The 25,951-nt window shown below is 36.5% G+C and carries 19 protein-coding genes; 7 read left to right on the top strand and 12 right to left on the bottom strand.

Annotated features, from left to right (window positions below):
- The first annotated feature begins 90 nt into the window (after positions 1–90).
- Positions 91–2,502, top strand: a complete 2,412-nt coding sequence (locus QM491_RS19335; protein ID WP_283329185.1) for a ribonuclease R family protein — start codon at positions 91–93, stop codon at positions 2,500–2,502.
- Positions 2,503–2,695: 193 nt separating this feature from the next.
- Here the strand turns inward: QM491_RS19335 and QM491_RS19330 are convergent, their stop codons facing one another.
- Together QM491_RS19330 and QM491_RS19325 are read right to left on the bottom strand one after the other, a co-directional pair.
- A complete protein-coding gene (locus tag QM491_RS19330) occupies positions 2,696–3,208 on the bottom strand; it encodes a D-glycero-alpha-D-manno-heptose-1,7-bisphosphate 7-phosphatase (RefSeq protein WP_095166145.1) in 513 nt (170 codons plus the stop codon).
- A 237-nt stretch (positions 3,209–3,445) separates the two neighbouring features.
- The gene (locus QM491_RS19325) at positions 3,446–3,883 is read right to left on the bottom strand and encodes a cytochrome B (protein WP_283329184.1); all 438 of its coding nucleotides are present in this window, start codon (positions 3,881–3,883) and stop codon (positions 3,446–3,448) included.
- A gap of 258 nt (positions 3,884–4,141) precedes the next feature.
- On the opposite strand from QM491_RS19325, the gene QM491_RS19320 reads away from it, so the two are divergent.
- The 5 genes from QM491_RS19320 to QM491_RS19300 all read left to right on the top strand — a co-directional run bounded on the left by QM491_RS19320 (position 4,142) and on the right by QM491_RS19300 (position 9,647).
- Entirely contained in the window at positions 4,142–5,809 is a 1,668-nt protein-coding gene (locus tag QM491_RS19320) for an amidase (RefSeq protein ID WP_283329183.1), read from the top strand.
- A gap of 159 nt (positions 5,810–5,968) precedes the next feature.
- Positions 5,969–6,811 (top strand): Cif family virulence factor, encoded by an 843-nt coding sequence (locus QM491_RS19315; protein WP_283329182.1) that lies wholly within the window; start codon positions 5,969–5,971, stop codon positions 6,809–6,811.
- Positions 6,812–6,891: 80 nt separating this feature from the next.
- Positions 6,892–8,016 carry an N-acetylglucosamine-6-phosphate deacetylase gene (gene nagA / locus QM491_RS19310; RefSeq protein WP_283329181.1) on the top strand — a complete coding sequence of 375 codons (1,125 nt, stop codon included), beginning with the start codon at positions 6,892–6,894 and terminating at the stop codon, positions 8,014–8,016.
- 79 nt (positions 8,017–8,095) lie between these two features.
- Positions 8,096–9,241 carry a methionine aminotransferase gene (locus tag QM491_RS19305; protein WP_283329180.1) on the top strand — a complete coding sequence of 382 codons (1,146 nt, stop codon included), beginning with the start codon at positions 8,096–8,098 and terminating at the stop codon, positions 9,239–9,241.
- A 16-nt stretch (positions 9,242–9,257) separates the two neighbouring features.
- Entirely contained in the window at positions 9,258–9,647 is a 390-nt protein-coding gene (locus QM491_RS19300) for a hypothetical protein (RefSeq protein ID WP_283329179.1), read from the top strand.
- 245 nt (positions 9,648–9,892) lie between these two features.
- Here QM491_RS19300 and QM491_RS19295 read toward each other — a convergent pair whose 3' ends face one another.
- The 9 genes from QM491_RS19295 to QM491_RS19255 all read right to left on the bottom strand — a co-directional run bounded on the left by QM491_RS19295 (position 9,893) and on the right by QM491_RS19255 (position 20,193).
- Complete coding sequence (locus QM491_RS19295) at positions 9,893–10,396, bottom strand: energy transducer TonB (RefSeq protein ID WP_283329178.1); 504 nt, start codon at positions 10,394–10,396, stop codon at positions 9,893–9,895.
- Positions 10,397–10,728: 332 nt separating this feature from the next.
- Positions 10,729–11,073: a phage holin family protein gene (locus QM491_RS19290; protein WP_283329177.1), complete on the bottom strand. Its 345-nt coding sequence runs from the start codon at positions 11,071–11,073 to the stop codon at positions 10,729–10,731.
- A 49-nt stretch (positions 11,074–11,122) separates the two neighbouring features.
- Positions 11,123–11,722, bottom strand: coding sequence for a bifunctional phosphoribosyl-AMP cyclohydrolase/phosphoribosyl-ATP diphosphatase HisIE (gene hisIE, locus QM491_RS19285; protein ID WP_283329176.1), 600 nt, complete (start codon positions 11,720–11,722; stop codon positions 11,123–11,125).
- Between the two features lie 93 nt (positions 11,723–11,815).
- Positions 11,816–12,571 (bottom strand): imidazole glycerol phosphate synthase subunit HisF, encoded by a 756-nt coding sequence (hisF, locus tag QM491_RS19280; RefSeq protein WP_283329175.1) that lies wholly within the window; start codon positions 12,569–12,571, stop codon positions 11,816–11,818.
- A gap of 35 nt (positions 12,572–12,606) precedes the next feature.
- Entirely contained in the window at positions 12,607–13,329 is a 723-nt protein-coding gene (gene hisA, locus QM491_RS19275) for a 1-(5-phosphoribosyl)-5-[(5-phosphoribosylamino)methylideneamino]imidazole-4-carboxamide isomerase (protein WP_283329174.1), read from the bottom strand.
- Positions 13,330–13,397: 68 nt separating this feature from the next.
- Positions 13,398–13,982, bottom strand: coding sequence for an imidazole glycerol phosphate synthase subunit HisH (gene hisH / locus QM491_RS19270; protein ID WP_283329173.1), 585 nt, complete (start codon positions 13,980–13,982; stop codon positions 13,398–13,400).
- A 298-nt stretch (positions 13,983–14,280) separates the two neighbouring features.
- Entirely contained in the window at positions 14,281–15,189 is a 909-nt protein-coding gene (locus QM491_RS19265; RefSeq protein ID WP_283329172.1) for a DUF72 domain-containing protein, read from the bottom strand.
- Positions 15,190–15,359: 170 nt separating this feature from the next.
- Complete coding sequence (locus QM491_RS19260; RefSeq protein ID WP_283329171.1) at positions 15,360–17,936, bottom strand: zinc-dependent metalloprotease; 2,577 nt, start codon at positions 17,934–17,936, stop codon at positions 15,360–15,362.
- A 157-nt stretch (positions 17,937–18,093) separates the two neighbouring features.
- On the bottom strand, positions 18,094–20,193 hold the full coding sequence (locus QM491_RS19255) for a ComEC/Rec2 family competence protein (RefSeq protein WP_283329170.1): 2,100 nt from the start codon (positions 20,191–20,193) through the stop codon (positions 18,094–18,096).
- A gap of 156 nt (positions 20,194–20,349) precedes the next feature.
- Here QM491_RS19255 and QM491_RS19250 point away from each other — a divergent pair, with 156 nt between their 5' ends.
- Positions 20,350–24,222, top strand: a complete 3,873-nt coding sequence (locus QM491_RS19250; RefSeq protein ID WP_283329169.1) for an SNF2-related protein — start codon at positions 20,350–20,352, stop codon at positions 24,220–24,222.
- A gap of 35 nt (positions 24,223–24,257) precedes the next feature.
- Here QM491_RS19250 and QM491_RS19245 read toward each other — a convergent pair whose 3' ends face one another.
- Positions 24,258–25,541, bottom strand: coding sequence for a hypothetical protein (locus QM491_RS19245; protein ID WP_283329168.1), 1,284 nt, complete (start codon positions 25,539–25,541; stop codon positions 24,258–24,260).
- Positions 25,542–25,951: the final 410 nt, after the last annotated feature.

Here is a 25,951-nt window from a genome sequence, read left to right as displayed (position 1 = left end):
ATACTTCGTAGCTGAAAGCAACAAGCACATTATTTCTCATTTTATAACGGAAAATATCCTTTTACTTAATAAAAAGGTAATTATACATCAATGACTAAACAGAAAAATAGCAAAGAAGAAAGATTTCGAGTATCTATAAAAAAAGAAATCTTATCATTTTTCGAACTCAACGACGACAAAAGCTTGTCGCTCAATCAAGTTCACAAAGCCTTTGCCGTTCGTGACCGCAGTACAAAAGAACTTTTTGCTACCCTAGTTGAAGAACTAACTAAAGACAAAAAACTGATTCGTCAAAAAGACGGCAATTATATCATAGACCGTGTCACTGAGTTTGTGACAGGGAAAATCGACCATGTCAATGCAAGATTTGCCTTTGTGGTAGTAGATGGTCGTGAAGATGACGTTTGGATTTCAAGCCAAGACCTCAATGGAGCTATCGATGGCGATATTGTCAAAGTATTGGTTTCAGCAAAACGTAAAAAAGGCTCTGACCGTGCAGAAGGCGAAGTGGTAGAAATCTTAGAGCATGGTCGCTCCGAAATCGTGGGAACTATCGAGTTACTCCCTAATTATGCTTTCGTCTCACCTGACTCTAAGCGTTTATATCAAGACATTTTTGTGCCTAGAGAAGCACTCAAAGATGTAAAACATGGCGATAAAGTGATTGTAAAAATCACAAAATGGCCTCTTGGCGAACGCAAAATGGAAGGTATTATTCAGGAAGTATTGGGTAAGGCTGGCGAAAATAATACCGAAATGCACGCAATTTTGGCAGAGTTCGGTTTACCATACCATTTCCCTGAAGGTGTTGAACAAGATGCTGAAGATATTTCAGAACAAATCTCTGAAGCTGAAATTTCCAAGCGTAGAGATATGCGTGGAATCACTACTTTTACAATTGACCCTGTAGACGCTAAAGACTTTGATGATGCCTTGAGCTTTGAACAACTCGAAAATGGTAATTATCAAATCGGTATCCACATCGCCGATGTAACGCATTATGTTCAGCCAAACACTATTTTGGAGCAAGAGGCTTTTAAACGTGCTACATCTGTGTATTTGGTAGACAGAGTAGTGCCAATGCTTCCCGAAAAACTATCGAATGGCTTGTGTTCATTACGTCCCAACGAGGACAAATTAACTTTTTCAGCCATTTTTGAAATTACATCAAAAGGTAAAATCAAAAACGAATGGTTTGGTCGCACAGTAATTCACTCTGATAAGCGTTTTACCTACGAAGAGGCACAGGAAGTATTAGATCTGAATAATCCTCCTGCCGAAGCGCCAGTTACTATCAACGAAACTACAGACGTTGCGACACCCGCTGAAGAAGTAAAGCCCAAACGTGGTCGTAAGAAAAAAGTAGAAGAACCTACTACGCCAGACGTTCCGTTTTTACATGAATTGACTGTTCTCAACAACCTTGCACACATCATGCGTGCCGAGCGTTTTGCTAACGGTGCTGTAAATTTTGAAACAGTTGAAGTAAAATTCAAATTGGATGAAAATGGTAAACCTTTAGGTATCTACCAAAAAATCCGTAAAGATGCTCATAAACTTATCGAAGAATTCATGCTTTTGGCCAACAAACGTGTGGCTGAGTATGTGTATAAACTTCGTAAGAAAGAGCCTCGCAATACCATGGTGTATCGTATCCACGAAGCACCAGACCCTGAAAAACTTCGTACGTTTTCTACCTTTGCCAAGAAGTTTGGTTATTCGGTAGCAACAGAAGCCGCACAAATCAGTAGTTCTTTCAATCAACTGATGGAAGGTATTGAAGGAAAGCCAGAGCAAAATATTTTGGAGAGTTTGGCGGTACGTACCATGTCCAAAGCCAAATATAGTACAGACCCTATTGGTCACTTTGGTTTGGCATTTCCGTTCTACTCACATTTTACGTCACCAATTCGTCGTTATCCAGACATGATGGCGCATCGTATGCTACAGCACTATCTCGACGGAGGTGATCCACTCGAAAGAGCCGCATGGGAAGTACGATGCAAACATTCTTCTGAAATGGAAAAACTTGCCAGTGAAGCCGAACGCGCTTCAATCAAGTACAAGCAAGTGGAATACATGAGTATGATGGAAGAAGAACGTGTATGGGATGGTATCATTTCGGGCGTAACCGAGTTCGGTATTTTTGTAGAAATTACCGAAACAGCTTCAGAAGGTATCGTTCGTATGGTCGATTTGAAAGATGATTTCTATGATTTTGACAGAGACAACTTCCGTATTGTAGGTCAGCGCAACGGCAAAGTATATACTTTTGGCGATAAAGTTCAGGTACGAGTAAAAGAATGTAATTTAGCTCGTAGAACGATGGATTTATTGCTAGCAGGCGCTAATGAAAGCCGTGGTGGTGGTAAAAATGACAAAGAACGCTTTAATTCTCGTCACAAATCTAAATCAGACTCAAGAGGTAGAGATAGCAGAAAAAGAGACTACAAAGGCGGTAAAGACAACAAACAGGGCAATGACCGTAAAAAACGTAAATAAGGTTGTAGCATTCTAAGCAATATAAATCATCTTAAAATTTCATCAAAAAAGCGGTCGGAAATAACTTTTCCGACCGCTTTTTTGATACTATAATGATAGAGATTTAGACGCAAAGCATTACGTATCTATATTGAATACAAATTTTAAATAATCACTCAATTGATTCTTTTTGTTAGAATATATTTTTCAAGTACTAAGCTGGAACAATAATCTGGCTTGCTTCCAACAAAGTATTTGTCGTAATTTCGGAAAATGACTCTTCAGGTTTTTCGGTTAAATGTATCGTTTTTACCCCCGCACGATGTCCCGCTTTAATATCTCGGTGCGCATCGCCAATCATCCAAGATTGGTCTGGATCAATTTTGTATTTGGCAATAGCCTTTTCTATCATTAATGAGCCAGGCTTGCGAGTAAGAGATGCCGAGTTGAAATTCTCATGATGAGGGCAAAAATACAAATCATCCAATAGGTGTCCACATTGCTCTTGAAAGTAATTATGACACATCCAAACATCATCGCGCGTGTAAATACCCTTCGCAATACCTGACTGGTTTGTAATAACAATCAACAAGTAGCCCGCAGCCTTCAATCGCTCCAATGCTTCCACTGTTCCTTCAGGAATAATCAAATCTTCGATGCGATAAACGTAGTCCACTCTATCTACGTTTAAAACACCATCTCTATCTAAAAAAATACACTTATTCATATCCTTACAAAGTTAAGCAGTTTTATATAAAAATGGTCAATTGATGTGTTTTCAAAATGAAAGATGAAGCTCCAATAGGTTTTTATATAATTTATCGAATATTTTTTTTAATAAAAATTACAAATAATAACTACTTTTCAAACTTTTATTCCCGATAAATCTCCAAATTTGATTGAAAGGTAAAAAAAAGGCTCATCAGAAATATCTGATAAGCCTTTTTAGGAAGCATATTACTTACTAAGCTACTTTATTCCAAGGAATACCAAGTAAAATCAATAACAAGCCTAATCCAAAGAAAATCAAGGCATTATTGAATTTTTTAGCATCGTTGGTTTCACGCTTGTTTTTTGAATGACCCACCGTAATCAATACCAAAGCAATAATCATAGTGAATACGTGCTCAACAGCAATTTTACGATAAAAAGCATTGCCCATTACTTCTTTCATACCCATTTCGAATGCTTTTGCTCCGAAAGGACTCACAAAGTAAAGAACTACGCCTAGTAACAATTGAGTGTGGCATGAAATCATAAAGAAAAGACCCAATTTACGATCACCATCTGAAAACTGCGCTTTAGAAGTTTTGCCCATAATGGCACTAATCGTTGTGGCCAAACCCAACATTAACACAAGCCAACGAAGGTAAGAGTGAGAAGTTACTAGAATCTCGTACATAATAATATGTTTTTTGTTTGTTAAATATTCAAAGTGGCGCTATCAAATAGATTTGCTGTGCCAAAGATAATCAACAAAAAAATCGGACTATAGGTTATTCTCGAAAATTCTCAATTATTTGTTATTTCATTTCGCTTTCAATCTTTGATGTTGAGCTAAATTTCTCTTTCATCAAACAATTCTTTCTCATTTTGGCTTAACTTTAAAGTAGAACAAAACCTTCTCATTTTGAAAATTTAACAAACTAATATCAACTCTATGAAAAAAAGTTACTTCTTGCCAATAGCCTGCATAGGCTGTCTATTTTTAGGAGCTTTTATTAGCCAAAAACTTGAAAATCAACCTATCACCACCAATGTCATACATCACGCTCAATCACTATTAGGATTAGAGTTTTCGGAAGCCGAAGCTGATTCCATGATTTTTGATGTGACTGATAATAGGCGGAATTTTGAAGAAATTCGAAAAATATCTATCAATAATGAGGTTGCCCCAGCTATTGCCTTTAATCCTTTACCTATAGGATTTACTTTTGACAAAACTCCCTCAAAGTTTATCCCCTCAACGAACCCTAGCGTTAAACTTCCTATAAATAAAAGTGATTTGGCTTTTATGAGTGTTCGCGAATTGGCTGAATTGATTCGGACAAAACAAATTAGCTCGTTGGAACTAACTCAGTTTTTCTTGGAAAGACTAAAAACCTATGACAAACAATTGGCGTGTGTGATTACACTTACAGAGGATTTGGCCATTCAACAAGCCCAAAAAGCTGACTCAGAAATAGCCAAAGGAAAATATAAAGGGTTATTACATGGTATTCCCTATGGTGCTAAAGATCTATTAGCTAAAAAGGGGTACAAAACCACCTGGGGCTCTGTACCATTCAAAGACCAAGTGTTGGACTATGATGCTACTGTAATTACTCGTTTAGAAGAAGCTGGCGCTGTGCTTTGTGCCAAACTAACACTCGGAGAGCTAGCTTGGGGAGATGTTTGGTTTGGAGGAACAACCAAAAACCCTTGGAATCTCAAACGAGGGTCATCAGGCTCGTCGGCAGGTTCGGCATCCTCTGTTTCGGCAGGACTATTACCATTTGCCATTGGCTCTGAAACTTTAGGCTCTATTGTATCGCCTTCTTCCGAATGTGGAACTACTGGACTTCGCCCAAGTTTTGGTCGTGTACCTCGTACAGGCGCAATGGCTTTGAGCTGGTCGATGGACAAACTGGGTCCTATTTGTAGAACGGTCGAAGATTGTGCGATTGTCTTTAATGCTATCAAAGGAACCGACGGAAAAGACCTCAGCACGATTGATGCTTCGTTTAGCTTTAATGGTAATAGAAAAGATTTGAAAGGTATCCGAATCGCTTATTTGAAAAAAGATTTTGACCGAAATTACCCTACCAAGACCCATGATTCGCTATCCTTGGTAACTTTACGCAAATTAGGTGCTGAGTTAATACCGCTTGAACTTCCTAACTATCCTGTAGGAGATATGACTATTATCCTCAGTGCCGAAGCAGCCACAGCATTTGATGAGCTAACACGCAATGGAAAAGATGATGCTATGGTCAGACAAATCAAGAATGCTTGGCCAAATTCATTCCGTGCGTCTCGTTTTATTCCTGCGGTAGAATACCTACAAGCCAATCGCCTCCGTACCAAGCTTATTCAAGATATGGAGACTAAACTCAAAGATATAGACGTTTATATTTCACCAGCTTTTGGCAATGCCAATTTGACACTCACTAATTTGTCGGGGCATCCATGTGTCGTACTACCCAATGGATTCCGTTCTGAAGGACGCCCAACAAGTATCACTTTTATGGGAAAATTGTTTGGTGAAGGTAAACTATTAGAAGTTGCCAAAATTTATCAAGACGCTACCGATTTTCACAAAAAGCACCCAGACTGGCTCAAGAAATAACTATTTTCATTGTAACTTCAACTATTGAGTGAATGAGTAATTGAGCGAATGAGTGATTATTTTTTAATCTATAATTTACAAAGCATTGCGTCTGAGGGGATAGATATTTGTAAAAATCACTCAATCATAACCCACTCAATCACTCAATATTTATACGATATGCGATTTACTTTTTTTATCTGCTTGTTATTTACGGCTTTTCGTTTTCAGGACATTTCTCAGAAAGAAGCTATTCGTCAGATGATTGCAACCGAAAATGCATTCTCACAAATGGCATTAGATAAAGACACACCAACTGCTTTTCTCCATTTTTTGGCACCAGATGGCGTAGTTTTTGACAAAGGAATGCCACAAAATGGCTTGGAAACATGGAAAAACAAAAAACATCAAGGCTTATTACAATGGCAACCTATCTATGCAGGAATGGCGCTTTCGGGCGATTTGGGCTATTCTATTGGTAATTGGCAAGCTTCGGCTAATGTACAAACGGCAGCCTCCGCAACTGGTACTTTTGTAACGCTTTGGCAAAAGCAAAACACAGGAGATTGGCGTGTTCGTGCCGATATTGGTGTTGCACATAAAGCCAATTCCAACCAAGTACTCAAAGAAAGATTTAGTACCTTCAAACCATCAAGTAACTCGGTGATTCAAGCAGAACGTTTTGTATTTATGAAGGATTTCTATTACTGGAAAAATGCTCAAACTTCATTGAACCCACACGAACCGCACCTTGCTGAAAGCGTCTTACTAATCAGAGATAACAACATACCAATAGAGGGAAAAGCCAATGCTGTTACTTTTTTACAAAAAAATTACCAGAAAAAACTCGTTTATACAGGTCTCAAGACTATTGTATCACAAGCTACCGACTTTGCCTGTGTTTATGGAAACATTTCAGGAAAAACTCAAGATAAAGACATCAAAGGCAGTTTTCTGAGAATATGGCAACAAGAATCAAAAAATACTTGGAAAATCGTGGTCGATGTAGAAACAATTCAATAAGAGTTTGTCTCTTCATCAACCTATTTCATACACACTACTACGAAAACTTACCTCACTCATTTACGTTAACCATTTAGCTTATGTACGCATTAAAAAACTGCAAAATTTATACTTCTTCAAAAATTCTTGAACAACATGCGATTATCATCAAGGATGAAAGCATTTTTCAAATTATCCCTGAAGAACAAATTGATAGCGAGCTATCAATTGTAGATATGAGAGGATATTCTATTGCTCCATCATTTATAGATATTCAAATCTATGGTGGTGGCGGTAGTTTATTCAATTCAAGCACAAGTATTCAGACAATTCAAAAAACCTATCAAGAAATACGGCGCTCGGGAACTAGTCACTTCCAAATTACCCTTTCCTCCACACCTCTCGACAAAATACTGGAGGCTATTCAAGTTGCTAAAGACTATTTGGCGCAAGGGGGAAAAGGCTTGGTTGGCTTACACTTGGAAGGACCTTATTTTAGTTTTCCTAAACGAGGTGCACACGTAGCCGAATTTATCAGAAAGCCCACCAATGAAGAACTCATTCAAGTGGTAGAGGCTTCCAAAGATATACCTACCTACATGACTATTGCTCCAGAGGAGTTTACCGATGAACAACTAAAATATCTTCTTGAAAGTCATATTATTATCTCTGCTGGGCATAGCTCTGCTACCTACCAACAAGCTACAGAAGCTTTTGACAAAGGTATCAAGCGAGTTACCCATCTTTTCAATGCCATGTCGCAGTTTCAGAGCCGCGAACCGGGACTTGTTGGTGCTACGTATGATAGTGATGTTTGGGCTAGTATTATTCCAGATGGTGTGCACGTAAGTTACCCGACGGTAAGTATTTCGAAAAAAATGATGGGCGAACGTCTGTTTATTATCACTGATGCCGTTACTGAGGATATTTCTGGCGATTATAAATTTATTCACGCTGGCGATCGCTATGTTGATACCAATGGTATTTTATCAGGCTCGGCACTTAGTATGATTCAGGGGGTTATTAATTGTTACTTAAAAGTAGGAATTCCTCTCGACGAGTCCTTACGTATGGCTTCTACGTATCCAGCTCAAGCTATCCAACAAGACCAAACCTTAGGCAGAATAGAAGAAGGGTTTCAAGCCAATATGGTTATCTTCAACGAAGACTTAGAGGTTCAGGGAATTATAGAGCAAGGATACCTTGAGTGGTTTCTTGAAATTTAAGACCTAATACTTGCCAATATGTTGGGATACTTGCCAATCCTTACCTTATTTTGCATGTTCACAATGGCTGATTTTTTACATGCAATTACAATCTAAGCAACCCCATATTGGTACTACCATTTTTACGGTCATGTCTAAACTAGCCAATGACCATGGCGCACTCAATCTGTCACAAGGTTTCCCAAATTTTGAGTGCTCACCCAAGCTGATTGAATTAGTTGAAAAATATTTGCGCAAAGGCATGAATCAATATGCTCCATTATCTGGGATTCAGCCTTTGCGTGAAATTATTGCACAAAAAACATCAGATCTTTACGGTATTTCCTATCATCCTGACCTAGAAGTCACGATTGTTTCGGGTGCAACTGAGGCATTATACGCAGCTATCACAGCTGTGGTACAAACAGGTGATGAAGTTATTTTACTTGAACCCAACTACGATTCTTACGAACCAGCCGTTCGCCTCAATGGTGGCATTCCTGTATATGTTACGCTTACTCCAGAAAATAATTATCAGATTGATTGGTCAGTAGTAAAGGCTAAAATCACAGATAAGACAAAACTCATTTTGCTCAATACACCTCATAATCCAACAGGAACGGTTATGAGCAAAGACGACCTAGAGCAATTAGCCTCTATCGTTAAGGATACCAATATTTTTATCGTTAGTGATGAAGTCTACGAGCATATCATCTTTGATGGTCATAGTCATTGGAGTCCTATTCGTCATCCCGAGCTTCAAAAACGCACTTTTGTATGTGGGTCATTCGGCAAAACCTTCCATGTTACTGGCTGGAAAGTGGGCTATTGCTTGGCTCCACAGCAGTTAAGTGAAGAATTTAGAAAAGTGCATCAATGGCTAACGTTTTCGACGGTAACACCTATTCAATATGCTTTGGCAGAGTTTCTTCAAGAGCCCGATAACTATTTGTCAATCTCGCAGTTTTATCAAGAAAAAAGAGACAAATTTATAGCATGTATTCAAGGAAGTCGATTTGAATGGATTCCAGCAAGCGGAAGTTTCTTCCAATGTGTCAACTATGCCAAAATTACTGACGAGAACGATTTGACATTAGCACAACGACTTACAAAGGAAATTGGCGTAGCGAGTATTCCTGTTTCCGCTTTTTACCATCAAAAAAACGATTATAAAACCTTAAGATTCTGTTTTGCTAAAGACAATCAAACTTTAGAAATAGCAGGTGAACGATTGAGTAAATTATAACAAAACATTTATCAACATGAAAAAAATTATCAGTGGGTTCATTGGGATATTTTTATTGATTAGCACTGTGGCTTGTACCAAACAACCTAACTTAGCAGGACTCGACTTGGAAACTTGGAAATCAGACAGAGGGGGTTGTCAAGGAAAAAGATTGGCCATGTTAGAAAAAGTAAAAAGCCTGAAAGGAGAAATAAAAGGTGTTAGTGCCAACGATATGGATGATTATTTAGGAAAACCAGACATTCAACAGTTGGCCGACCGTAATCAAAAATACTATATCTACTTTTTTGAACCGGGAACACATTGTCAAAATAAGACACAGAAGTCTAGTGCGCTATCTATGAGTATCCGATTTAGTGCTATGGGAATCGCCACAGAAGTTACCTTTCAACATGGTACTCCATAAACCAAATATGAGTCATCCCTAATTTAGTGATTTAGCGATTGAATGAATGAGTGATTAATTTAAAATTTTCTAGCATTAGAGACGCAATCATTGCATCTTAAGCCAAGTAAAATCTAGCATAGTAGTATCAAAAAAGCGGTCGGAAAATATTTTCCGACCGCTTTTTTGATGAAAACTTTGAGAATAACCCCAATCTTAAAATTAGGGATAACTCATGTTTGTTTTATATTTTATAGTAACGTTGCCTAGAAACGTACAGGCAACACATAATATGAAGCAACTTCTACGCCTCTAATCTTAGCAGGATTCCAAGCATTCATTTTTCGTACAACTCTAATAGCCTCTGCACTTATTTGAGTATCGCCATTACTTTCTACAATATGTACTTTGCTAATTTCGCCATAACGTTCAACTAAGAACTTTACCAAAACAACCTCGCCCTTTGAACCTTTAGGTCTAATAAGGTTTTGAGCGATAAATCTACGAACCGCTTCATCACCTCCAGGAAATGAAGGTGCAATATCAACCTCATGATAAATAGAATCTCTATCTACGGGAGCGGCACTAACTCCAATTTCATAGCCTCTAGTATCAGATATATGCTGAGATGACGTAGAGGCCCAATTAAGTGATTTTTCTATATTGGAACGCTCTTGAGGTTTTATGGAAGATGAAGCATACTTACTCTTTTGAGCTTGTATCTGAAATGTAAGTAACGAGATTAAAAATAAAAGAAGGATCTTTTTCATGTGTTAATAGACTAATTCAAATGTAACTACTCAATTAATTATCAATCGGACAAACCCTGTCAGGTTCGTGCTCTTGACATCATTGGCGGTTGTAGTCAAGGGTAACACAAAAGACATAACTATTTATCTTGCAATTTGTTGGCTAACATTTCAAAAAATATGCCAAAAAGAAAAGTGAGAGTATTATGGAGAGTACGAAGATATGAAGAATAATGAGAGATTTAAAATAATTTCCTTTATTTTACCATTAATCCATTATTTTCTTTTTTTGTAATAAATACGACACGTAAAAAAAGTAAACCTTAACTAAAATAAGGTTTACTCATTTTTTGTTAATCTAAAATCCATCCTAAAATTGTGGATACCACAGAGATACCAAAGCTAAACAATAAAGGAGGTAAGAATCCATGAACATTGAAGCCTGTAACAAAATGTGATACCAAATACACGAGTATTACATTGATTACTAAAAGAAATAATCCAAGGCTTAACAAAGTAATGGGAAAGCTAATAATTTTGAGAACAGGCTTGAGGAAGGTATTGACAAAACCCATCGCTAGAGCCACCTTCAAGGATATAACAAAGTTGTCATCCTGAATCACGATACCGTCGATGTATTTGGCAAATACAAACACTGCAATCGCAATCAACAAATACTTAATGATGAAATTGACCATTGTATGTACAAAAGGTTTGAAGATAGTTGAGTATATACAGAATAGCTATTTACTTGCTATGTCTTGTACGAAGTACGTCAATGATTTCGTCAAAATCAATACCTCGTTGTTCTAGCAATACCAAATAGTGAAACAATAAGTCGGCAGCCTCGCCTTTAAACAAATCATTGTTATTGTCCATGGCTTCAATAACCAATTCGACAGCCTCCTCTCCTACTTTCTGAGCAATTTTATTGGTACCTTTTTCAAATAAACTTGCTGTGTATGATTTTTCAGAAGGATTATTTTTGCGCTCACGAATAACAGCTTTCAAGTAATTCAACCAGCCTGCCTGTCCTGGTGCATTTACCTCGTTCCAACAAGTATCAGCCCCTGTATGACAAGTAGGTCCAGCTGGGTTAACTTTAATCAAAAGCGTATCTTCATCGCAATCTTTAAGGATTTCGACTACATGTAAAAAGTTGTCAGATGTTTCTCCTTTTGTCCAAAGACGTTGTTTTGAGCGACTGAAGAATGTAACCACACCTTCTTTTTCTGTTTTCTCCAAGGCCTCTTGATTCATATATCCCAACATCAATACTTTGTCGGATTTGGCATCTTGAATAACGGCAGGAATCAAGCCTCCTTGTTTTTCAAAATCTAATTGCATAGCTTTTAATTGATAAATGTGTGAATGATGAATTGCGAACGATAAGTTGTAAATGTCATTATTCACAATTCATCTTCTACAATTTTGATTTATTTATAATCTTACTGAAATTCCTTGTTGTTGGAGATACTGTTTTAGTTCTATAATATCTATTTCCTTAAAATGAAAGATACTTGCGGCTAATCCAGCATCGGCTTTTCCTGTAGTAAATACTTCTGTAAAATGTTCCATAGTTCCAGCACCACCCGAGGCAATAATTGGAATAGAAGAGTTTGCAGAAACAGTAGCGGTAAGCTCATTGGCAAAACCAGCTTTTGTACCATCAGTATCCATAGAAGTCAACAGAATTTCACCCGCTCCACGGTCTTCCACTTCTTTTGCCCATGCAATAGTACGCAATTCGGTTGGTTTACGTCCACCGTGTGTATGCACAATATGTTCTCCATCTACAAAACGAGTATCAATCGCTACGATGATACATTGAGATCCAAATTGTAATGCTAACTCATTAATCAATTCAGGACGACGAACGGCCGAGGAATTAATAGAAACTTTATCGGCACCTGCATTTAATAAAGCCGAAACATCGTCGATAGAAGAAATACCTCCACCTACCGTAAAAGGAATATTGACATGACGTGCCACGTTACGTACCAAATCAATCAAGGTTTTACGGTTATCTACTGTTGCGGTAATATCCAAAAATACCAATTCGTCGGCTCCTTGTTCTGCATAAATTGCGCCCAATTCAACAGGGTCGCCAGCATCACGGAGATTAACAAAGTTGGTTCCTTTTACAGTTCTACCGTCTTTTATATCCAAACAAGGAATAATTCTTTTCGTTAGCATTGATAAGAAGTTGTAAGTAAACTTGATATTGTTTTCTATTTATGAAAATCGGCTAATTGCTTTAACGTAATACGCCCTTCGTAAATAGCTTTTCCTACGATTACACCAAAGACATTCATTTCGTTTAACTGAATAATATCTTTCAATTCAGATACCCCACCACTTGCAATGATATGTAAGTCTGCAAAACGGTCTTGAAGTTTTTGGTATAAATCAAAACTTGGTCCTTGTAACAAACCATCTTTGGCAACATCTGTCGAAATCGTGTATTTTGCTCCTTTAGCAATATATTCTCCTACAAAATCATAAACCGATTTTTCTGTTGACTCTTCCCAACCAGAAATGGCAATTTTTTCATCTTTGGCATCAGCACCCAAAATGATTTTTTCACCACCATATTCTTGCAACCATTTTTCAAACAACTCAGGATTTTTTACTGCTACACTACCACCCGTTACTTGTTTTGCACCATAATCAAAAGCCAATTGAATCATTTCATCTGACTGTACTCCTCCTCCAAAATCGATATGTAAGCTGGTTTTGTTGGCGATTGTTTCAAGAACTTTATGGTTGATAATGCGTTTTTGTTTAGCACCATCTAAGTCAACCAAATGTAAACGCTGAATACCTGCATCTTCAAATGACTTGGCCACCTCTAAAGGGTTTTCATTATAAGTTTTTTTCAGAGAATAATCTCCTTGAGTAAGACGTACACACTTGCCATCGATAATATCAATTGCTGGAATAATCTGAATCATCGCAATATTGTTCTGTTTATGTTGAGCTGCAAGTCAAAGGCTTGAGCAAAATGATTTCTTTTATATAGTTACAGCTTTAGGAAGTTTTCCAAAATCAGCTGACCTTCTTTGCCACTAATTTCTGTGTGAAATTGTGCTGCATAGAAGTTGTCCTTTTGTAGCATTGCCGAAAATGGTTGTACATAATTACACTCAGCAACAGTATAAGGACTCAATTCGGCAAAATAACTATGTACAAAATACATATAACTATCCTCACGCAAACCTTGAGTCAATTCAGTTTTGAGATTGTAAATATTGTTCCAACCCACATGAGGAACTTTGAAATTTGTAGAATCGAATCTCTTCACATCTAAATCAAAAATTCCCATACAAGTAGTATGATTCTCTTCAGAATGGCGGCACATCAATTGCATACCTACGCAAGTTCCGAGTACTGGTTGTGTCAAAGAAGGGATTACTTTATCCAAGCCTTTTTCTCTTAAATAACTCATGGCTGTACTTGCCTCACCCACCCCAGGAAAAATCACTTTATCAGCAGTACGAATTTCTTGCTCATCGTCGGTCCAAAGATAAGATGCTCCTATACGGTCCATAGCGTACATGACACTCTGAACGTTACCAGCATTGTACTTAATAATTACAGTTTTCATTTACGGTAAATTTATGGTCAGGCTTATCGATTAGAGCCTTCAAAGTAATTTTTAGGATACTGCCAAAATACAAAAAGCCTGACTCGGTAAGGAATCAGGCTTTTTGTATATTTTGAATAATTCAATTCTTCAAAATGGCACAAACACGCATCAGCCCATTCCCGATTAGGAAATCAAGTGGTGATGATGATGTGTAATTGTGCTGTTCATGGCGCAAAGTTAGACGAAGAATATACAAACACCAAGTATTATCTATCTATTTTTGCATTTATCTGCGATTCAAGTATTTACAATATCCTTAAAACAAGCTCATTTGCTCTATTTTGGGTAAAAATTTCGGTGGGATAATCTCCAAATTACAATGTAAATTCAGTTCTTGAATCCAATAATTTGCCATTTCTGGTGCTATGGTATTTTCGCAGATATGGACAAAAATGTATAATTCTTCCAAGCCCTTATCCAACCACTGTTTGATTCTCTGTACCCATTCGTCTATTCGTTTATAATCAGAAGGATGCTCATTGCCAACCCAACGAATCATTGCGGTAGTGGTACTCAGACTTTGATGACAAACATCTCGTCGTCCCGCCACGTCGGTTATTACTGTTCCAACTTGATAGGATTTGAGCATCTGAAGGGTATTTTGCCAAATGGTTGGGTTTTTAAACCAATCCTCGTTTCTGAATTCGACCGAAAACTTTAATGACTGAGGTATAGATTGAATATATTTCTCCAAAATAGGTAGTTGTCTTGGACCAAATTGTGGGGCTAATTGCAAAAAACTAGAACCAAGCTTATCTCCTAGTGTCAAGATATTATCACAAAACAACTGACTCAGCTCTTGTGCATTTTGGAGTTGTTTATCATGCGAGATAACCTGAGGAAATTTTGGGCAAAATAAAAATCCATTTTCCGTTTCGGCCATCCAGCGCTGAATGGTTTCTTCATTGGGTATTTGATAATGTGTCACATTCAATTCAATCGTATTGAATTGTTTGGCATATAAAGAAAGGTAATCTTGATTCTTGGCATTAAACGGATATATTTTCCCATTCCAATCTTTATTTGCCCAAATGGGACATCCTATCCAGATTTTAGGTTTTGTTGATTTTGTTCCAGTCAATACCTCCAAGTTAAAGGCATTATCTTGTAAGAGGGTAAAATCGACACGCTCTACATCAAATTTTGAAAGTTTTCCAAAGTCCATTTCATTAATTGCTTTTCTCTATCCAATTCCACAATAAAGTTACCATATAAAGCAAAAATCCCACTATTGCTAGTGGGATTTTCGTTATTCATTGTACTCAATAGTTTAGACACAGAAGCAAAAAACAGCACTTATCTACTGAATATACTTCTGTGTCTTTAGGCTATTGATTATTTTGGGTCTAAACCTTTTTCGATTCTGAACAAAACATCTTGTAAGTGATACTTAGTCATTTTGTCTTGAATCAATGGCAAGCTTGCTTTTACTTCGTCTCTCAATGCCAACAAGTGTCCACGACTTACTGATACAATATCAGTTTTGCGAGGATCAACCGCTGGAGGAACAACTGTGCCTCTGAATGAGAAACCACCAGACATAGAAGCGCCAGAAGCGTTTGTCGTTGCAATCAATTTCTCAACATAGTTCTTCTGCAAGTTACGACGGAAGCTATCTGTTGCTTTTTTAGTTTTAAGCTCAGCAAAAACGTTTGATTTTACATCTGTCAACATTTCGTCGATACCGTAAGCTGTTGGATATTTTGATTGAGTTTCAACCAAACGCTGTAAACGGTCGATAGAGAAAATACTTGACAATGCAGCATCTTGAATTCTTGAGATAGCATCCAAACCTTGGTCAGGGCGAATACGAGAAAGGATTTTCTCTTCCAATAACCAAGTTGGTGTATCAAACACATATTTGTTCAACCAAGTGATCGCTTCTTTTTGAGTAGCTTTTGGCGTTGGCTCATATACAACACCTGTTTGGTCTGCTGACTTTGGTGTTTCAAAAATACCACCAACGTTTTTCACTACGTGACCGATATAACGACGATACTGCGTAACAATTTCGTTATATGATTCAGTCAACATATCATAATCTTGAGCTTCTTCTTTTGTCCAATCAATCAAGTTTGGTACAATACGCTTTAAATTTTTGATACCATATTCACTTGCCAACATGTTGTTGTCACCCAAACATTCGCTTTGAGAGCGAGGGTCATAAGGGTTCGTTTCAGTACCAAACCAAATTCTTGGATTCTTCGCAATTTCTTGAATAAACTCTTTACTCAATGTTTTTTGGTCGTCTTCTGGAGTAGCACCATCCAATGTTTGGTATCCCCATTTGATTGCCCAAATATCATATTCTCCAATTCTTGGATACAAATCTTTTACGCCATCTTCTGGCTGTGCCACGTAGTTAAAACGAGCATAGTCCATAATAGATGGAGTGTGACCGTGTTCTGCAATCCATTTTGGATCACGAAGTTTCTCAACAGGAACTGTGCTACTTGAACCGTAGTTGTGACGTAAGCCCAAAGTGTGACCAACCTCGTGGGATGATACAAAACGAATCAAATCACCCATCAACTCATCATCAAATTTGCTTTTACGAGCACGTGGGTCTACGGCAGCCGCTTGAGTCATATACCATTTTTTTAACAACTTCATTACGTTGTGATACCAACCAATATGACTCTCCAAAATTTCACCCGAACGTGGGTCATGAACGTTTGGACCGTAAGCATTCTCAATATCAGAAGCAAAATAACGAACCGCCGAATAACGAGCATCCTCAAGGCTAATCGTTGTGTCGTTATCTGCCAAGATTTCACCACGGATAGCGTTTTTCCATCCAGCAGCTTCAAACGCTTTTTGCCAATCATCGATACCAGCTTTCAAGTATTTTCTCCATTTTGCAGGAGTAGCTGGGTCGATATAGTAAATGATTGGTTTTTTAGGCTCGATTATTTCCCCTTTCTTTTGTTTTGCTGCATCTTCAGCATTTTTAGGCTCTAATCTCCAACGAACCGCAAAAGTTTGGTCTTCTGTTCTTTGTGAGTTTTCATCAAAAACAGTGTAACCATTTGCAAAGAAACCAACACGAGAGTCGAAGTTACGTTTCTTCATTGGTACCTTTGGCAACAAAATCATTGAAGTATTCACTTCCATTGTCATTACTCCTGTTGTAGCTACCGAAGGCAAAGAAACCGAAGGCATTGAACTAGGAGCACCAGGCGTAGAAGGCGCACCGTTATAAGTACGAACCGCTCTAATCTCAGTATTGATTGGATATGTCTTGATAGAAGTCAAATAAGTACGATCAGGAGCCAACGTAGTCAATTTATACGCAGACTTAATCATAGGTGGTAATGAAATAATTTGGTTTTCACTTTTGAAGAAATCCGAAATATCAATTACCGTATTTGTAGATTTTGAAACAGAATCCTTTTTGAAAGCTTTTACTTCAAATGCTTGAGCAATAGGGTCAACATTCGAATTACGAACAGCCTTGTAGATTGGTTGCGTTGAATCAGCAGAAACGTTGATATACTGAACACCACGCAAGAAAACCTTATTGTCTGGTCCTTTTTCGAAACGAATCACCTGACGATTGAGCATTTCACCACCATAAGCTGGCAAACCTACCGAACCTGGTACTGTAGCAGATTTAGAAACGCGCGTTACAGTCATAATTTCACGTCCCATCAAAGAATCAGGAATTTCGAAATAGTACTTATCTTCAACTTTATGAACTGTAAACAAGCCTTTAGAAGTTTTTGCTTTGTCAGTAATAACTTCCTTGTATGGTTTTGGTCCAGGTTTAGGAGCATCAGCTTTTGGGGCAGCCACAGCCGCTGGCGCAGCAGCAGAGGCTTTAGCATCTCCTTTTTTATCTTGCGCCTGTGCATTTAATGCAATGCCAAGCGACAACATAGCCAAGGAAACTTTAGTAGCATTTTTTAGCATGTTGAATGGTTGTGTTTGAGTTAATTTACTTGTTTTAGTATGTGTTTTAGAAATAATCCAATAACGAAAATAGATTTTAATACACGAATTTAAAAACAGCTTGTGATGAATGGTAACAGTTTTTCGACGTGGCGTAAGGTATCGTTGACCAATGCTTTTATTTTCCAAACAAAACTTTAGCCCCACTATATCTCAAATACTCTGCTTTAACTCCCAACTCTTCAGATTGTTTCAAAATCTTTTGTGCATAATATTCTGAACAAGAACCATCCAAAATCAAAGCTTTATACTTTAATCCTTCTAAGTCTTCTAGTTTTCTGATTGCTTTATTGCCTATAATAATCCAGTCAAATATGACATTCGAAGCTACTTTTCGTTTATTGAGCCGAAAAGGAATATACAGTAATTTGTATTGTTGATAAGTCAGCACTCGAATGGCATTTGTTTGCAGCAAACTTTCACACAAAGTATCCTTGACTCCTTTTTCAGAAAAATAATTACTCAGCCTAAAACCTATTTCTTTCTTATTTTTAATAAAACCACTGTCGCCAATTATCAACACATTTGCTCCATCAAGCACACTTATGGCGTGTCCCTTCGGAATACTGTGGATAACTAGTTGTTTCTGTTCACTAATCCTAAATTGCTCCTCTATTTGTATCCAAATCAAGATTATAAGCAATAAAACACTACTTTTTATCCACACGAATGACTTAGTTATCCACAATGAAGCAATAGTTATCAACAAAGCAAATATGAAGCATACTTCCAATTTTGAAAAGTGTAAAAATTGTATCATTGAATGAGGTAATTTTTCCGTCATTTTAGCTGAAAAATTTAATAAGTCTGTCAGAGATTCTAAAAACCTTGCTAAGTATTCAAGTACAAAATATATCTTAAACAACTGTAAAACAGGATATATAACGATAAACAACAAGCCTACACAAAGCACCAAGGTAGAAAAGAATATAACAAAAGGATTTGCTAATAAGAAGTATAAAGGAAATTGATGAAAGTAATACACCGTCAGTGGAAAAGTAGCTAATTGGGCAGCAACAGACACACAGGTCAACTCCCAAAACCAATACAATATTCTTATATGAAAACCTTTGTGGACATCAGTTATCCACAATTTAACTAGTAATGGTTGAAAAAATAGCATTCCCAAAACTGCTAGATAAGAAAGTTGAAAGCCAACCTGAAAAATGAAATTAGGATTCCACAAAAGCAATACAAATGCCGAAAAAGCAACCGTATTATAGGTATTCTGTTTTTTGTGAATAAACTCTGCTATAAGTACCATCGAGAACATCAACGTAGATCGTAATACAGGAGATGATAGTCCTGTTAAAAAAGCATAAAACCAAAGCAAGCTTAAGACTACAAGCACAAAGGTTGTTTGTCCCCATCGGCTTTTTCTTTTCTTAATAAAGCCTAATAAAATAATCAGTACTTGATAAATAATCCCAACGTGCATCCCCGACACCGAAAGTACATGTATAGCACCTGCCGCCGAATAGGCTTGCATTAAAGGCGAATCCAACTCGTCTCTTACACCCAAGACCATAGCATTGACTACCCCATAAACAGATTTTTTTGGAATAGATTTGACAACAGCTCTATCTGCATAGCGATTCAACAGCATAGCGTAATAATAAATACTTTTATGTTCTGTTTCGCCTGTATATAAGAAGTCGCCTTTTCTGACATATTGTTGGTCAAAGATTTCCTGTAGCTCCATGTATCTCCGAAAATCAAATTCGTAAGGATTTTTTGGAGCTTCTATCTTTTGTAAGTGATTAATCAACCAGTATTTTTCTCCTAACTCTGGTTTTCTTTCTGCTTTCTTATCGATATACAATAAAGTTTTGCCATGGCTTGAATATATTGTATCATTTTTAATTACTTCTCTCACTTCAGCAATTGCCTTCCAAGTGTTTGCTTTTTCCTCTACCATTTCCACAATCTCCACTAAATGAATTGCTTTTGCATCAGTAAAATCGGAATAATGATTTTTGAAAAGAGTTTCTTTTTTTAGTTCAACAATCAAAATTCCCACTCCAACAATCATCAGTAAGCCCAACAATCCTGTTAGATTCTTTGAAAATTTTATGGAAGCAAAAATATATAAGACAAAAAGACATACCAGACTAACAAAAAGCCCAAGATAATACCCCTCAAAATAAGGAGCTAATAAAATACCAGCAATAAGGCATATCACATACCTCAAAAAAGGGAAGCGTGCAAAAGGTGTCATAACTATAATAATGATTCGGTGTAAAATCTCTAAGGTCGTCCAAACTCATTGGGTATCAATAAGATTTGAATATTTTCTGGATTTTTCGAAATTTTCCAGAATTACCATATCTAATATCCGTATCTTTGCGGATTAATCAAAATACACGCACGATAAATGTCTTCAGTGATTAGCGATAAATTAGATAAGTTCTTAAAAGGGAATTCGTTACCTAAAGTTCATAATAAAGGAGTACAGTTATTTCAAACCAAAGCTTGTAGGCTCGAAAGCATTCAATTGGAAGGCGATGGAGAAGCTAAATATCAAGTAAAAAGCGAATCTGGCCCCAAACTCTATCAAGTTGACATCAAAAATTGGAATGGTCCGATTATACGAACCAAATGTAACTGTGAATATGACTGGGGAGGTATCTGTAAGCACCGTGTAGCTGCTCTTTTATCTTTGAAAGAATATATCAAAACGAATCCTACTTCGTCAAAAGTCTCTACAACTGCCCCAAAACCAAAGTTTATTACAGCTCAACATATTCTTAAAATTGGCTCGTTTGACGATTGGTCTCTAAAGCAATTGGCGCAGGAAGAAGATTGGAAAAAACGTAACGATAATCTCTTTCAGGTCAACATTACCCATGCACTCAATGGGGTTGCCGAAGTGGATGTATCTATCAAAAAAGAAACTTTTCATGTAAAGGTTGAACGTTTACGTTTTAACCAAGAAATTTTCACGTCTTGTACTTGTCATACTTCTATCGACTCACAGCTTTGTGTTCATAAACTTCAAGCTATTTTAGCCATTCGAGAAAAATATGGTACGTATAATCCATTTGATAAAATGCGTGATTATACTTCCGAAAAGAATAAGCTTCTGCAAGAATATGGCTTTAGCTTAGAAGATGATTTAAAAGGGAAATTCGATTTTAAAATCAATCAAGATGGCTCTGTTACCTTAGTCAAGCTAGACAAAAGCATTCAAAAAATTAGCTCCTATCAAAACTGGCGTATTATCAACAATAAGATTTTCCGTCCAGAAGAGTATGCTTTTCAGATTAATAACGATGATACTAGCCTTCAAGAAACTCGTGAGATTATTTATGTAGTGCATTTTAAAGATGCCAAATATCTCAACGATGTCCAATTTGAGGTACATTCTTGTAAAATTAACGGACAAGGCAAAATGTCAGGCTTTAAATCATTTGACACTGCTCAGTTCAAAGACTTTCCTCAATTGTCTGACGAAGATCTACAGATAATTCATACTATCAATAGCATCAATGCAGATGGCATTCAATCTTTTGCTAAAAGAAAAGAAATTCGCCTCAATTACTTCCATGATTACCTTGATCGAGAGCAAGTTTCGGCTGATACTTTACCGATTATTGAGGAATATCTGAGCAAACAACTAGATAAGGTTTTTCACTTGCTAAAAGGTAGAAAGGTCTTTCTTGCCAGTTCACCATATTTCAATTCTCATCACGAATTAACACCTATTACATTGTCGAGCGAGAGAATTATACCATTCTTTACTCTTCGTCAAGATTCAGAATTTATTATCTTAGAAGGATATACTCGTATTCTCAAAAAACGTATTAGACTAGCTTCATTAATTAATCTAAATAGTTTTTGGATACGTGAGCATGGAGAACAATTACATAAAGTAGCATCACCCGAAATTGCCAATCTTTTACATTATCTCGAGAATCAAGGAGTTATTAAGGTAAAAAGAGAGGATTTTGAAGGTTTTGTACATGACTTTATTATTCCTCTAAGCCAGAAATTCGATTTAGAAATAAATCTACAAGAACATATTCAAAAAGAAGCGCTACAATTTATTGAAGCCAAACTGGTGCTTAAGGAAGAGGAAAATAACCTCATTTTTGTCCCAAGATTTGTTTACTCTCAAATATTACCCGAAGAGCCTGTTACTGAAATCATAACCCCAAAACGTGGTTCTAAAAAAGCTATTGAGCCTAAAAAAGAACCAATCCAATACGAGTTTACTTATGATCATAAATCTAGTCGCCTAGACTATCTTAATGGCGATATTCTTATACAAGAACGAAACGCAGTTTTAGAAAAGGAAATCTTCGAAAAGATTCAGTTATTGCACTATGAATTCCAGTCACAAGGGCAGTATTCTTTTTTTCATTTAAGCTTCAACGATGTACTCAAAAACGATTGGTTATTTACCTTTTTTGAAGAAATGAAAAAAGAAGGTATCAAAGTTTTTGGTACTCAAGAATTAAAAAAATTCAAATACAATCCTAATAAGGCTAGCTTCTTTGTAAAAACTAGTTCGGGCATTGATTGGTTTGATATGAAAATTGAAATCGTATTTGGTGACCAAACAGTTTCTCTCAAAGAAATCCAAAAGGCTGTTTTGAAGAAACAAAATTATGTAGAACTAAAAGATGGTACATTAGGAATTTTGCCTGAAGAATGGCTGATGAAATATGAGCATATTTTTAAGCTAGGTAAAATCAAAGGTGAAAATTTACAGGTATCTAAGCTTCATTTCTCATTACTCGACGAACTAGGTGCAGATATTGATAATTTTGCTATTCAGCAGGAATTATTTGAAAAAAAGCAAAAATTGCTCAATTTCAAGCAACTTCCAAATGTGGCTGTTCCTCACAATGTAAAAGCGACTTTACGTGACTATCAGCTTGAAGGATACAAATGGCTTTCCTTTCTTGACGAATTCAAATGGGGAGGTATTCTAGCAGACGATATGGGTCTTGGTAAGACTTTGCAGATGTTGACTTTTTTGCAAGAACAACAAAATCGACATAAGGATACTACGAATCTTGTTATTTTACCTACTACTCTAATCTTCAACTGGCAAGCTGAAGCAAGTAAGTTTTGCCCAGATTTGAAGCTTTTTGTGCATCGTGGCGGTACTCGCCAAAAAAACAATCATCATTGGCATGAGTACGACATTATTCTCACAACTTACGGAATGGTACGTTCTGATATTGAACTATTCAAGTCTTTTCCGTTCAATTATGTTGTTCTTGATGAATCACAGGCCATCAAAAACCCTGATTCATTGATTTCAAAGGCTGTAAAACAACTTAATGCCACCAACCGCTTGGTTATGACAGGTACACCTGTTGAAAATAATACATTTGATTTATTTTCTCAAATGGAGTTTATTAACCCTGGTTTATTAGGGAGCCAAGAGTTTTTCAAATCTGAATTTGCCACACCAATCGACAAAGGACAGGATAAAATACAAGCAGCACACTTACGTAAAATTGTTTATCCATTCGTTTTAAAAAGAACTAAAGAAGAAGTAGCTAAGGATTTACCAGAAAAAACAGAAAGTATTATTTTCTGTGAAATGGACAAAAAACAAAGAAAAGTTTATGATTCTTACAGAGAAGACTACCGTCAGAAATTAGTAGAGAAAATGGCTGCTGATGGTAAAGAAAAAGCTTCTTTTTTGATTCTTGAAGGTTTGCTAAAACTACGTCAAATTTGTGATAGTCCGGCTTTAATTAACACAGAAATTCCTCTTGAAAATAATTCGGCTAAATTAGACGAAATTGTACGTGAGATAGAAGAGAATGCTGGAAATCATAAAATTTTGATTTTCAGTCAATTTCTCAAAATGTTAGATTTAATTAGAGAACATCTTGAAAAGCATCATATTTCTTATGAATATCTCGATGGTAAAACACAGGACAGAGAAGATCGTGTAAATCGTTTTCAAGAAGACGAAAACTGTCGGGTATTCTTGATGAGTCTAAAAGCTGGTGGCGTGGGGATCAACCTCACAGAGGCCGATTATGTTTATTTGATTGATCCATGGTGGAATCCAGCTGTTGAGCAACAAGCCATCGACCGTACACACCGTATTGGACAAAAGAAAAATGTATTTGCCTATCGAATGATTTGTAAAGATACCATAGAAGAAAAGATTCTTTTATTACAAGAAAAGAAGAAAGACTTAGTAAAAGACCTCATTAGCACAGAAGAGGGTTTTCTGAAAAAACTTTCTCAAGACGACATCATCGATTTATTCTCTTAATACATGAAAAGCTGGTTTATCCAGCTTTTCTTATTTTATTCAATTAATATCTTTTGGGTCAACATATTGCTAGTATTCCACCATACTGAAACAATAGCTAAACCCTTATAGGTATCTTCTTTCAATCGAATAACATATTTTTTATCACTATTTTGTTGTAATTCGTAGGATACAGAAATTCCATTTACCGTATGAATCTCAATATAAGGTAGATCTTCTCTCGTCCAAATAAGCAACAAGGGTTGATTTTTTGAAAATAAGGATGGATATATACTAGTTTGCTGTCCTGAGTCTGTCCACTCCGTTTTCAGCGCTATAGGCTTAAAACAGGTTTTAGTTGAGTCATTATCAACTTGACAAAGTCTGTAATAATTTATACCTATTTCAGGCTGTTTATCTATTAGCTTATATAACTTCTCTGACTTTGTATTTCCTTGCGAAATTACCTTCCCAATTTCTTTAAAATCAAGCATATTACTACTTCTTTCAATAGAAAAATAATCATTGTTTAATTCCTCAATAGTAGTCCATTTCAATTGAACAATTTGATTAATTAGTATCTCACCTGTGAAGCTACTTAAAGTAATAGGAGTTGGCATGAGTTGATAGGAAAGGCTAAAATTATCAATCGCTGATGAGGTACGAGTCGGGTTAGAAGCATTTAATGGGTTTGTTGACGCCGATAATGTTACGATTCTAATCCATACTTTTTGATTTTGATTATTAACAGATGCAGGAAGAGTAGTGTTTATACGATTACTAAAAACCTGATTCATTCCGGTTGTATGACCTGTTGATATTGTTGAAAAAGCAGATGGGTTATCTCCTATACCATAATCGACTGACCATATTGTTTGTCTTTCACCATTTGTATCGTCTAAAGATTGTAGATCAAATGATAGTTGAAAGTTTTGAAGTGCTTGTGTATTCGCTATGCACAATACAAAAGCAGCCCCTGGGTCACCTAATGTAGAACTTTGTCTTACACCTAAGGCTCTGTCAGGCTCACTTGCTTGCTGTACATAATTCCCTATTAATGAGCTTTTGAAAGAAGCAAAATTTTTGAATTTTGCAGTAGTATTTTTCCAATAGGTTCCATTAGCCCCTATAACTGTAGGTGTTGGTGTTGCTACAAAATCACTAGTAACATCATTCCCTAAACTATGTGAGTTTGCACCAGTTCGAATGGACCATCCTTGAGGTAAACCAGAAGCTAATTGATTAAAACCTTGGCTATAGTTAGTCCCAGATAATGTAATTTGAGCTACTAATGTATAATTAAAGGTGCAATACACTAGCATGTAGAGTAGATATTTCATAAAATGGAGAAAAACTATTTATAAATACAATTATACTTTAATTTAGCAAAGTATAATTGTATAATCAAGAGTTTAAGAATAAATTAAAGATTATTTTATTCTTAAAAAAAATTTGTATATCTAGAAAGCTTTCAAACGTCATTACTGTACTTCAAATATAATTCATTTTATATAGGAAGTCTTCTATCTATCATTAAAGATAGGCAAGGTAATAGCAATATTTCGTAGGCATTTTATATTCTATGTTGATTTCGGAGTATGTTTTCAATATTCTCAACGATACTGACCTTATAAAACGCAAAAAGCCACTCTTTTGGAGTGGCTTATCTACTTTGTAATATTTTGGAGCTTTTTTACTTTCCCGCATTTGATTGCAGTATCATCAACGGTACTGGGCTTAACTGCTCTGT

The organism is Flectobacillus longus (assembly GCF_030056705.1).
Taxonomy (GTDB): Bacteria; Bacteroidota; Bacteroidia; order Cytophagales; family Spirosomataceae; genus Flectobacillus; species Flectobacillus longus.
Note: the sequence above shows the minus strand (reverse complement) of the source record. Positions and strands in the feature narration are given on the sequence as shown.